The organism is Arcticibacterium sp. (assembly GCF_055134445.1).
In genome coordinates this window covers 92,481-104,830 of the sequence record NZ_JBSRVI010000161.1, presented here as the reverse complement: position 1 = coordinate 104,830, position 12,350 = coordinate 92,481, and the positions used below count along the sequence as shown (strand labels likewise).

Here is a 12,350-nt window from a genome sequence, read left to right as displayed (position 1 = left end):
ATGTTCTATTGATGGGTCGGGCTACTCGACTAGGGGATTTTTATTCTTTTTAATCCAATCCATTCATGGATAATGTTCTTCATTAATATGGCATTATCAAATTTTACCGAACCACGAGGAAATATAGTTTCGTCTTCAAAGAAACTTGATTGAACTGATTCTACTTCTAAAAGTGACACTTTCCAATTTTCAGCTTTTAGTTCAAGACCGTCAAAATTATTTTTGTCAGGAGAATAACCAACTGAACCTTGTTCGAAAAAATCAGAAACACAATCTAAATTATCAAACACGCTATCATTATTCCAATTTCCTGATTCTTTTGCTTTAATTGACAATGAAGTGTTATCATCACTTACAAAGCTCACTTCATAAGTTCCATGATTTTCATTTACCGAGAATTTAGCTAAATGATGAACTCCTGGGAAAATTGTTCCGCCTGCAAATGAATTAAGTTTTGAAGAAGTGTCTCTTCTTGGAATGTAAACACCTTCTTTAAGTTCCCCATTTTCTTGCCATTCAACTGCAATTCGATGTGCTCCATTTTCAGAAGAAATTCCGATTTGTTTAGGTAGTCCTTTCGGTCGTATTTCTTTAAGTCTTATTAAACAAATACCTGCAATTCCTTTTCCCTTTACCAGCTTTGGTTTGAAAGGTTTCGGTAAATAATTTTCCAAAATCTCTTGGTCAATTTGATAGTTGATAAGAATTCTACGGTCTATTATTCCTTTTATTTTAGGTATTTTCATTTGTTCTAATTGGCACTAACAAGGTTCTATGTACATCCCTTTTTGGTCGGAATTGCACAATTGCATATACTCGCCTGTTACTGTTAATAAAAGTAGTAAAAATACCTAGCCCAAATGTTTTTGATTCTTGTAAATTGATGTGTTGCTACGTGGGTATAGACTTCGACAATGAATAATCAAGCACAGCTAAGGCGTCTATTGCAAGAAAAAAAGGCCACAATGCTAGTGATCAGTAAAACGCCCTCTTTAATGCGGCTAAATAATAGTAGGTGTTAAGTTTACAGATAAACACTTATTATTCTGTTTCAATCTTATAGACCTTGAAATTGTCAACCGTCATGTGATTTTTTACAGTTCTAAATCCGAAATACCCTGACGTATAAGGCTTGTCGTCGGTGAAGTCCACAAACAGGACATCGTCTTTATAGTATTGGACTGTGTTGTTCTTAGCTATAATCTTTATGTGGTAGGTTTTGTTTGGTTCTAGCATGTATTTGGCATCTTTCAAATCATGTTCAGGTAGGAGAGGCCTTTCGCCATTTCCTATGTACCTTCTAAACCTTGTGGTGCCGTTGTCGTTTCCTCCTACACCCATGTAGTATAATTTCAGCGAGTCATAATTTGAGAACTTGCCACCACGCTTTTCTGAGGCTGCAAACAGGTTTTCTGGATTCTCTGGGTCTTGTGCCATCCAAAAACAATTGAGGTCTGAAACACGGTCGTTTGCACCTCCGTTCTGAATGATGAAAACGTCGTATTCAATGCTAATAGCCCCTTCTAGCTTTTTGTTAAGCCATACTGTACAGCCAGACACATCATCTATTTCTAGTTTACTTTTATTAACCACGGTATTGCCTTTGGGCATTTGCTCTACTTTCCAATTGTCTAATTCTTTGTCAAAATCATCTTCAAAAATCAATTTACTGGTATACGTTTTATCTTTGATTTTGATTTTTTTTGTATTGACATTACACGAAGTTAGCAGGGAAGTGAATGAAAAAATGCATATAGAGAGCGTAAAAATCAGATGTCTATTTTTCATGATTTGTGATTAATTGGTTTGTTATTAATGGAATTTACTGGCGTCTGATTAAATTCTTAACTTAGTGAAAAGTGGCCTTTAATTGTCTCAATAGCCACTTTTTCTGAATTTTAAAAAAATGTCCCCAACCTTTTCTCGGCTCACTTTCCAGTGGGGAGTTCATTTTTTTTCGAAAAAAAACGAACCAAAAAAAACGGCACGGCAGCGGCCGACCGCCTGTAAACACACACATCCCAAATTCTAATAACCAATTACTAATAAAATAACCTTCTGATTTCAGAATTTAGTCTGTGCTCAAACAGTACAGGGCGATATAAGGAATTCATGCTGTTATTTTTTTTCTCGGATGCTAGTAGTTGAAGTTTATGGTTCGGTAGAAAAAACAGCTGCGGGCAAGCCTTCTTTGTTATAAAGGTTTGCTCCTTCGGGGTTGCCAGACCATGCGTATCTAACATTTATTGGCCTTAGGACATTGGCATTCCATACTTCAATTTTGTTGAAAGCATTTATTTTTGCCTCAGCTGATTTCCAAACACCATCTACACCTGCAATCTCGAACCATTTTAAAGACTCGTTTACGGGGATGGCTTCGTCCATCAAATTTTTGTTGCCAATCATTAATCCAGAACCCACCTCCATAAATTCTATCTCAATTTTGTTACCATCAATGGTCTTAGTTTTATACAAAGGATCACTTACAGCACCTACTTCGATATTATAATCTTGTTGGAGAGCCCAAAGAGCTAGTCGCTTTCCAGCATCCATTTTATTGTGTGGGTGTATGTCGCGTGCTTCGCCAATATCATACAGTACAGCCATGCCTGTGTTTGGAAGCTTTAAAGTTCTACGTAATTTGTCATTGACGGTAGCCCAGCCTTTGTCGGCGGTGTCATTTCCGCGTTTACAAGCCGCCAGCTGTGCCCAGTAAAATGGGAAGTCGCCCTGATTCCAATCTGCTCGCCAACTATTTATCATGGTGGTAAACATGGTTTCATATTCGTTTGGCATATTTACCGCATTACTTTCGCCTTGGTACCAAATAGCTCCTTTTATGGCATAGGGTATAACGGCATTTAGCATGCCATTATACAGTGTGGCTGGCACTTGCATATCTTTAAGCGGATGAACTTTAGCTTTTTTATTATCTGTTGGTGTCTCCCAATTTGCTATACTTTCTTCTGTTTCTTTTCTACTGGCCAAGAAATATTCTCTTAGGTTTTGGTCAGCCAAAAAGGCTTCTTCCGAAATCCAAGGTTGGATTCTTGTTCCTCCCCATGAGCATTCCACCAATCCAATGGGCACGTTGAGCTGTTGTCTTAATTCTTTTGCAAAGAAGTAGCCTGTGGCAGATATTTTTTTGACGTCTTCACCTTTGGCACTTACCCATTTACCACTAAAATCGGTTTGTTTTTCATATACGGAAGTGTTTTGAAGAACTTCAATGTGCCGAAGTTGGTTGTCGTTTGCTTGTGCAACTTCATTTCTTACGTATTCAACTAAGGGTTGGTGTTTTGGGTCCTTAGCATTGTTTAAAAACTTTTCAAGGGCAAAATCCATGTTAGATTGTCCAGTGCAAAGCCAAACTTCTCCAGACAAAACATCATCAATTAATAGCCTATTCTTTCCCGAAACGGTAATCTGGTAGGGGCCACCTGCTTTGGGTGTTTTTAAAGTCAATTTCCATGCTCCGTTTTTGTCGGCTACGGTACTTGATTTCTTTCCCCAGCTACCTTTTACGGTAACCTTTTCACCTGCATCTGCCCAACCCCAAATTGGAATTTTGGTTTCTCGCTGAATCACCATGTGGTCTGCGAAAAGAGCGTTCAACTTAACATCCGCAAAAACAAATTGGGGATAAAGGAATAAGACTAGAAGGACTAATTGTAAGTGTTTTTTCATGAATTTAAGGTTGAACCCGCTTTATACATTAAAAAATCTCTCGATAGCTATCGGGACCGTAACTAAATTGCTTCAAATCAGTTTGTAAGCTCATTTAAACTCAATCACCAGAGCGGTGCTATGCTAATCTCGTTTATATGTCTGATTTATTACACTTTAGCTACTCATTACAATTCTCCAATGCATAAACCGGTTTGAATTTATATTATTTAGTTTGGTTCCAGAGTCTGTATGGGTCGTCATGTTGCTCCATTTGTTCCAGTAGCAAAGCCTCCATTTCTGCTAGTTTTACAGCGTATTTTGGGTTCTCCGCTAAGTCAGTTTCCATTTCACCTGATTTATGGTGTTCTGGTAAATACTCATTTGGATTTTTGGCAAGGTTGAACAGCTGTGTTTCTCTTACAGCTCCATCCATTACATCATATTTTATGAGTTTCCAGTCTCCTTTTTTGACGGTACGCATACCAGGTTTGGTACCTCCAGCATAAACGCCATACATCACATCTCTAATCACTGATTTTTCACCTTTCAGTACGGGTAAAAAGCTTTTTCCTTCTACTGTTTCTGGAATTTCTATGCCAGCCAGTTCACATAAAGTTGGGAGTAAGTCTAACTGATAAATATTGCCTTCGGCACGTTTATTAGCCGCTAAGCCAGGTCCTTTAATGATAAAAGGAACACGCCAAGTGTGCTCATAGAGGTTTTGTTTTCCTTGTAGGCCATGTCGTCCTATGGCCATACCATGGTCAGAAGTATAAATGATGTAGGTATTATCTAATTCGCCCAGTTCTTCTAGTTTTTTGAGTACTTTACCTAACTGAATGTCAATATTTTCAGAGCAAGCATATTCTCTACCGAGTTCATTTCTAATGGTATTTTCATCTCTGTTTTTCCATACACCACTTACACGCTCTTCATCTCTTAATTCTGGATGTCCATGAAAGAAAGGGTGGGCTTCTAGATAATTGTCTTGTAAAACTGGTTGCTTAGGATTGGCTAATGGAAGGCTGTTTTCGTCTTTATGATTTACTGCTCCATATTTTTCTAATAATTCGGGTGTGCCATCTCTAGTATCGTGAGGGTGCGAGAATCCTAAGTAAACAAAAAACGGGTCTTCCTCTTTTGTGGCTTTTCTATCATCCAAATATGCTAATACTTGTTTGGAGTGCCATGCACTACCACTTTCTTCCGTTCCGCCTCTTTTGGTAGCATCGTGTACTACGGTAAACTGTTTGTTGGCACCTGGGTATGAGTTTCCGCTTTTACAGGTTCTCATGGTTTTGTAGCCAGCTCTATTAAAAACGGCTCCTATGGTTTGCTCATCTAAAAAGTGAGGCCCTGTTTGTTTTTGAAACTCAGCACTGGGAGGTAAATGCCATAGTGTTCTACCAGACATCGTCATATGTCTAGAAGGTGTACATACAGCCCCGTTCATAGAACCCATGTGCCTTGCAGACTCTATCACAATACCTTCTTTAGCTAACTGGCTAATATTGGGCGTTTCTAAAATTGAGTTTGGGTCATAGGTTTGTAAATCAAACGGCGATTGGTCATCAGCCAATACAAAAAGGAAATTTGGTCGCTTTTGCTCTTTTGACCCTTTATTTTTGTTTATGCTTGTAAAACAAAAAAATAGGGATCCAAAAATTAAAAGTACTATGGCGGAGTTTTTCATTTTGTAAACTTTTCTTTAATAGGTTATTATGGTACTTGTGGGCTATTTTAACAATTCTTCTAAGGTCCAGTAGTCTTCTCTATCGCCAGTTTCTGCTCTTGCTTCTCTTACTATATTTCTATGAACGCCGTCTTCATTGTTCATGGCTCTTACATAAGTCAATACATCCGCAATCCAATCGTCACTATTGCTTTTTAAAGGCATCATAATACCGTATTCTTTTCCTCCTATCGGGCCAATGAGTCCATTTAAGACTATTTTACTTAGTATTTTTTTATCCCCAATCACGCGTTCACTTCCAATAAGTGATGGAGCTATAAGGGAGCCGTCTTCTGTGGCAATACCTATTAGGGTTGGTCCATGGCAGGTAATACATAGCTGCTTATAAGAGTCGTAACCTCTTAAAATACTTTGCTTTTCACCCAGACTCCTATCGGCAATTTGCTCTTTTAATTTTGCCAAAGCGGAATCATCTTTTTTAAGGCTTTCTGTTACAGCGTGTGATACTATTTCGTTTTCATAATACATATCTGCTATTTTATTCAGCAAGTCAGTAGCTTTTTGGTCTTTACTATACCTCAAACTTAAGGCAAGTTGATTGACCACTTCAATATTCGAATCTTTCAATAAGCTGCTTAGGCTAGAAATGATATTTACATCTCCATTTCTTAAGAAGTTCTCACTTAATCTGATGGCGGTAATGCGTACCCTTGGGTCTGAATCTTTTAATTTTTTGGTAATTAGTTCTTTGTCAATCACGCCCATGCCCTCTAGTGTCCACAGTGCGAGCACTCTTTCTATTCCAAAGTCTTTGTCACGGTTAAACAATTTATCCAAAAACGACATATTGCTGTCAGCTATATGCTTCAATTCCTCCACAGCAGACTTGTCGTCCATTAATATCAATAGCTTTTGAGCAGTGTTACGATACCAACCATTTGGGTGGCCCAAATATGGAATTAATTCAGATGCTGATTTACTTAAAAGCTTAGGTTGAGCATCTGGGGTAATGTCTTCATGCACAATCCTGTAAATCCTTCCTCTTCCAATGTTCTTATCCAGTTCTTTTCTAATAATCACAGGTCTTAGCGAACTTCCTTCTCTCGTCCAATTGCTCTCTTGGATAATTCCTCTGTACATATCTACGATGTACAAAGCACCGTCAGGGCCCGTTTTAGCCTGCACAGGTCTGAAGTTAAGGTCAGTAGATGCCATGAATTCAGTTTTATCATAGGCGTTATAAAGTACTTTTTTACCATTTTCGGTTTTTACTTTTGCCCTTCTTATTAGTCGACCCACAGGTTCAGGAATAAACAAATCGCCGTAGGTAGAAGGAGGGAGTTTATGCCCAAGAAAAATCTCTTGACCTGCTACGCCTGTGAAATGGTTTAGCGTGTTGTCTTCTCTAAGCCTTTTTGGGCCACCCTGTACATCTGGAGTGCCCACAATAGGCCAAGGCTCTATAAAACCTTTTGACAATCTACCTTCAGGGTCATAATTGCCGTAGGCAGGAGGTTGTTGAAATCCATAAGCTGGGTTTTCGCTACCTGCTGAAGAGTAATAATTAATCCCCATTTCGTCTTGTGTAAGTCCCCACTGGCCACTCGGCATGTTTTCAAGGGTGTCTACTTGTATGCCTCCGGCCTGAAATTTAAAACGCATGGGATTATAGGTGGTATAAACCCAGTTGTCCAAGTTCCAAACTAATCCGCTTTGCTGATGTTCTAAATTTCCTCCTCTACGGTTTGGGTTATAATAAACACGTTCTTTTTTGTCGGCTACGCCGTCATTATCAGTGTCTTTATAACTCCATAAATCGTAAGAATAAGTTTCGTTTACAATCAGCTCATCTTTGAGCGGCAAGATCATTCTCGGCAGCATCAGGCTGTCTATGAACACGGTGCTTTTATCCATTTTGCCATCACCATCCGTATCTATTAGCAGCTTTATTTTACTGATGGCATTATCGGTACCTGAGCCATCCACATCTTGCATGTAGGTGTTCATTTCTGCCACATACATTCTTCCGTCGCCATCCCAAGCTATGGCCACAGGTTCATTTACCATGGGTTCGCTAGCTACCAACTCTACTTTGTATCCCGCGGGCAAATGGAAAGTTTTCATGCTTTCTTCAGGAGAAAGAAAAGTGGATGGTGCTTCCTGAATTATTTCAGGTTTCTGGTATATTTTGTCAGCATATAAATGCTTTATACAACCACTTAGGGCTAAAATTCCTAGGAGGAATACGTAATTTTTTTTCAGTTTCATTTAATGCTCTTATAATTTTTCGATTATCACAAAATAGGCTCCTAATTCTTCCTTATCCGCTAAGGTAAACCAGGTCTTAAGCTGTGTTTCACCTTTTTCTAATTCGACTTCAAATTCGACATATTCAGAATTGGAATCAACTTCTTTAGACAAAGCGAGCTCTTGTATCGCTATTCTGGCTGCTGTAATGTTTAAAGCTTTTCCTTTCTTACTTGCACTTACGCTAGTTCCCTCCTTGGCAGGGCGTATTGGAGCCTCTGCATTAAGAGCCAATTTAGTTTCCACTGGCCAGCGGCGTAGCTTCACAGAATATTTCCCTTTTTCTGCTACCTTAAGTAGCCAATAGCCATTGTCTTTGTATCCTGTTCTAATGTGCCTTTGATGCCAAGGGCTAGCTACTTGGTCTGTATGCCAATCGTGTGAATAGAGCTTAACAGGGTTTTCGGCCTCATGGCCAATATAAATGTAAGGTTGGTCTTTATAACTTGGTGATATTTCAGCCCACCAATCATCATAAGCCTTTTTTAGCTCATCCATTTTTTCAGGGTGTTGCTCCGCAATATTAGATCGCTGCTCTGGGTCTGAACTTAAGTCATATAATTCTTCTCCATTAATTAATCGCCAATTTGACTGCATTAAAGCAGTTCTCCTCCAAGGTTCTGGAATTTCAATTCGCTGGGAATTAGTAATAACTATTCTGTCTTCAAAACCTTCTTTATTGCCTGCCATTAAAGGTGTTAAACTTTTTCCGTCAAATTTTAACTCAGGACTAGCGTCTAAGTTACACAGGTCAATCAAAGTAGGAAGGATATCATAGTGAGCGGTTAACTCGTCAATGTCTTTTCCGGTAGAAATACCGCCATCTTTCCAGTGAATAAATAGCGGAACACGGTGTCCGCCTTCATACATACTAGCCTTCACACCACGCATTCCTGCGTTGTTTCCTTTGCCTATAAAACCGTCTAACCGATCTTCTCCTTTGGCCATTTTGGCTCCGGCAGCAGTACCATTATCGGTAGTGAAAATGATGATGGTATTATCCATAAGTTCAATGGCTTTTAGATATTCAACCAACTTACCAATGTTCTCATCGACGTTTGCTAGTAGGCCATAAAATGCCGCATTGGGGATGTTCTCATTGTCTTTATATGGGTCAGAGTATTTGTCATCTACAAAATATGGCGAGTGAGCAGCATTGGTAGATAAATAACAAAAGAAAGGTTTGTCTTTATTTTCGCCGATATACTTCTTCGCATTTTCAAACCAAATGTCTGTGCAAAAACCATCGAACTTTTCAAGCTTTCCGTTATGCATATAGGTGTCGTCAAAATAGTCATTATCCCAATAATCCATGGTTTGCTCTATACCGCCGCCGCCATGTACCAATACCTCATCAAAACCTTTGTCTTCTGGCCTGAAAGGGTAATTGTCTCCTAAATGCCATTTGCCGAAAATACCTGTGCTGTATCCATTCTCTTTAAAAATTTGTGCCATGGTGGTCTCTCTTTCTAAAATCAGAGAACGGCCATTTACGGTGTGCCAAACCCCAGCTCTATTAGAATGATGCCCCGTCATTATTGCGGCACGCGTAGGAGCACAGGTAGGCGAAACGTGGTACTGCGTAAACCTCGCACTGTTGTCATGGAGGTAATCCATATTGGGTGTTTTGATATACTCATTTCCTAAACTGGCAATGTCGCCATAACCTTGGTCGTCTACCATGATGAGGATAACGTTGGGCTTTTTATCATTCGCTCCTTGCGATGTGCAGGAAATGAATAAGAATATGGACAAAAGCAAAGAAATGTATTTTGTTAGATTTAAGACCTTGTGTTCCTTTTTTAGATTTATTCTCATGTGTTTGTTTAAAGTTTTTTTTTAGAAATCTACTCACGTGGTCCGGCCTGATTCAATGGGAAGGGCTTAAAGCCTATTTGTAAAGCAGGACTATCTTTAGGTAAATTAAAATTACCATTTATTGGGTCTATAAAGCCTGGGTCAGCGATGATTGAATTCTTGTCATTGCCAAGCGTCTGCCAATCAGCCCAACTCATGACGGATTCCTTTGGTTCGTAAATTCTGCTTGGGAAACGGTTTTGCCCACCTAGCACCTTACCTGTTGTAGACCAAACCAAATTACTGTCGGCAATAAAACCACCTTTTTGTTCCACATTGTACTCATAACCGCCAGCGTAGATTGGCGTACCATCACTAAGTAAAATGTTGTTTTTCAATATAAAAGCAGTGTGCGGTTGCATCTTTGCCATCATCACAACGCTGGCATCTGCAAAAGCAAAAATATTATTTCTAATTAGATTATTTTTTCCATAATGCTGATTAAAGGCGGCGTGGCGACAACGATAAACAAGATTATTTTCTATCAATATATTGGTGCTACCCTCGTCACAATAAATGGCCCAGCCTCCATATTTTCCAGCCCAAATATCATGGAATTCATTATTCCGAATGACAGTTCCTGTTTGATTTCCTAAGCTATAAATACCTGCTAAATCACTAAGAACAGAACCGTCGCCATTTTTTAGCTTACCTATATGATGGATATGATTATACTCAAAAGTATTGTTTGTTGCTAATGCAGGGCCATATCCCCAAGTCCAGCCGGTGGAAATAGCAGAGTAATAAAAATTATAGATTTCGTTGTGATGTATTTGGTTGTTTGGGCTCTGGCCAATCCAAATGCCTACCGCACAATGAAAATATTTTCCACCATCATAAATTCTACAATCCGCTATTTCAATATTACTGGTGGCATCTGATGGCCTTTCTAATACTGGAGGAAACTCGCCTCCAATACCTTCAGGTTCTACCTTACCTTTAGGTCGGATTTTAGGGCCAATAAGAATACCGCCAGCACCCAAATCGTGAATGTCACATCGTAAGATGCGATTGTCTGTACATCCTAATGACATTTCGAGACCGTAGTTACCAATTGCCGTAATTTCACATGCCTCAAAAAGGCAATCTTTAGCACCTGTAAGAAAAAGTGCCCCTTCCATTTGAATGTCTGCTTGGCCATAACCAGATTCTTCATTATCTCTAGGCAAAATCCATGTAGTGTGGCTAAATGTTATTCCTTTAAAATGAATGTTTTTAACAAGTTCATTATGAGCGGCATCTCCCTCTAAACAAAGTACATTTACCAAAGATGGTATTGTTGCTACCACATCGGTCTCTCCTTCTAGTGGAAAATAATACAGTTTTTTAGCTTGCCTATCTAGATACCACTCACCAGGTTTATCTAACATCATACGACCACCCTCTAGATAGTAATCATCATCAGCTTCAATAGCTCTACCACTTTTTTTTGTGGAGACAATCTTTTTGTTTTGGCTGTCAATACTGTCTATAGGCATATGATACTCCAACCATTTATTAAACACCACAGCTACGCCGTCATCTGCATCTTTCAGATAATGTTCATCCGCTTGACGATATGCAAAATCATAAGCACTATTTCGTCTTACTTCTTTGGTGTCTTCGCCTTGTGACATTGGCACTTTTAAATAACCACTGTTAGGTGTTCTTGCTTGAATTGCACGATGACTGTTTACCCATAACTGTTCAAAGGGAACATAACCTTCAAGGTTTGACAAGTCTGAAACTAACACCTTATAATCGTTTAGTTTGGTTTCTGTCCATTGACTAACTTTCAAGCCACCACTAATTATTGGCTTTTCGTTTTTGTAAGCACTGTACGTAATTGGGAATTCCTCCGTTCCAGAATCTTCAGCTGCCAACACAAAGGGCTTTGAAAGCTGATAAGTTCCACCTTGCAGATATACTGTAACAGCTTTGTCTAGCTTTTTGCTTTGCTTGAGTTCTCTTATGGCATTTCGTGCTTTTTCTAAGGTAGCAAAGGAACTTTTAACACTTTTCCCATTCTGTGTATCACTACCATCTGGAGAAACGTAGAACGCTATTTCATTTTTTGATGCCGTATCGGAACATGATACTGAAACAAATAGCATGCTTACCAAAAAGAGTAATTTTAATTTCATGGGTCTTGTATTTAATTCATCTCTATTTTGGATTCTAATACTTGTGGGTAGGTAGCTCCACCTCCTCTGGTTATGGAGTCTCCAAAGCATATTATTTTCTGGTTAGGCTTTAAAAAGTCATTTTCTTTTAAAAAGTAAAAGACAGTTTCACCTATGAAATGATACCCTAGAGTGGTAGGGTGTACACCATCATGAACACCACTATTTTTTTGATTTCTAAAGAATAAATCTTCGTTGTGTTTGGGTAAGTCCATGTCTGTGAAAACTTGATAGAGGTCAATGAATTTCAAATTATGGTCACCGGCCATTTGGGCAACTATGTTCCTAGCCGAATCAAGTTTAACGTTAGGTGCTGCGTCAAATAACTTCCTGTCGTGCCTTTCAAATAAATAGGTAGAATCTACAGGAGGGGAGGACATCAAAACCATGCTGCTACCTTTTTCTGTTATGGCTTTTACTATTTGCTCTAAATTCTGCTGATACTGCTGATAACTTATCATCTTTTTAGAGTTGAGCAAATCATTAGTACCCACCATCAAAATAACTAAATCTGGTTTTTTGCTTAGTACGTCATTCTCTAAACGAGCTAATAAATTATCGGTGTTATTTCCACCTACTCCAGCATTGATTAGCTGAGATTGGGCATTTTGATAGCTTCCGAAAAGAAGCAGTACGAAAAAGCATTTTATCAAATTTGACAT

9 protein-coding genes are annotated in these 12,350 nt (G+C 38.9%); 1 reads left to right on the top strand and 8 read right to left on the bottom strand.

What is annotated here, in order from left to right:
- Nucleotides 1-29 precede the first annotated feature (29 nt).
- From ACTBZY_RS21235 to ACTBZY_RS21225, 3 genes are all read right to left on the bottom strand, one after another.
- Nucleotides 30-746: a DUF2071 domain-containing protein gene (locus ACTBZY_RS21235; RefSeq protein ID WP_463048396.1), complete on the bottom strand. Its 717-nt coding sequence runs from the start codon at nucleotides 744-746 to the stop codon at nucleotides 30-32.
- A 295-nt stretch (nucleotides 747-1,041) separates the two neighbouring features.
- Nucleotides 1,042-1,788: a DUF6250 domain-containing protein gene (locus tag ACTBZY_RS21230; protein WP_463048394.1), complete on the bottom strand. Its 747-nt coding sequence runs from the start codon at nucleotides 1,786-1,788 to the stop codon at nucleotides 1,042-1,044.
- 363 nt (nucleotides 1,789-2,151) lie between these two features.
- Nucleotides 2,152-3,687, bottom strand: coding sequence for a sialate O-acetylesterase (locus ACTBZY_RS21225; RefSeq protein ID WP_463048393.1), 1,536 nt, complete (start codon nucleotides 3,685-3,687; stop codon nucleotides 2,152-2,154).
- A 66-nt stretch (nucleotides 3,688-3,753) separates the two neighbouring features.
- Here ACTBZY_RS21225 and ACTBZY_RS21220 point away from each other — a divergent pair, with 66 nt between their 5' ends.
- Complete coding sequence (locus tag ACTBZY_RS21220; protein ID WP_463048398.1) at nucleotides 3,754-3,885, top strand: hypothetical protein; 132 nt, start codon at nucleotides 3,754-3,756, stop codon at nucleotides 3,883-3,885.
- A gap of 7 nt (nucleotides 3,886-3,892) precedes the next feature.
- Here the strand turns inward: ACTBZY_RS21220 and ACTBZY_RS21215 are convergent, their stop codons facing one another.
- From ACTBZY_RS21215 to ACTBZY_RS21195, 5 genes are read right to left on the bottom strand one after another with little or no spacing between them, the layout of a single operon-like run.
- Nucleotides 3,893-5,362, bottom strand: a complete 1,470-nt coding sequence (locus tag ACTBZY_RS21215) for a sulfatase-like hydrolase/transferase (protein ID WP_463048392.1) — start codon at nucleotides 5,360-5,362, stop codon at nucleotides 3,893-3,895.
- Between the two features lie 42 nt (nucleotides 5,363-5,404).
- Complete coding sequence (locus ACTBZY_RS21210) at nucleotides 5,405-7,630, bottom strand: DUF7133 domain-containing protein (RefSeq protein WP_463048391.1); 2,226 nt, start codon at nucleotides 7,628-7,630, stop codon at nucleotides 5,405-5,407.
- Nucleotides 7,631-7,639: 9 nt separating this feature from the next.
- Nucleotides 7,640-9,487, bottom strand: coding sequence for an arylsulfatase (locus tag ACTBZY_RS21205; RefSeq protein WP_463048390.1), 1,848 nt, complete (start codon nucleotides 9,485-9,487; stop codon nucleotides 7,640-7,642).
- 29 nt (nucleotides 9,488-9,516) lie between these two features.
- A complete protein-coding gene (locus ACTBZY_RS21200; protein ID WP_463048389.1) occupies nucleotides 9,517-11,649 on the bottom strand; it encodes a right-handed parallel beta-helix repeat-containing protein in 2,133 nt (710 codons plus the stop codon).
- 11 nt (nucleotides 11,650-11,660) lie between these two features.
- Nucleotides 11,661-12,350 (bottom strand): SGNH/GDSL hydrolase family protein, encoded by a 690-nt coding sequence (locus ACTBZY_RS21195; protein ID WP_463048388.1) that lies wholly within the window; start codon nucleotides 12,348-12,350, stop codon nucleotides 11,661-11,663.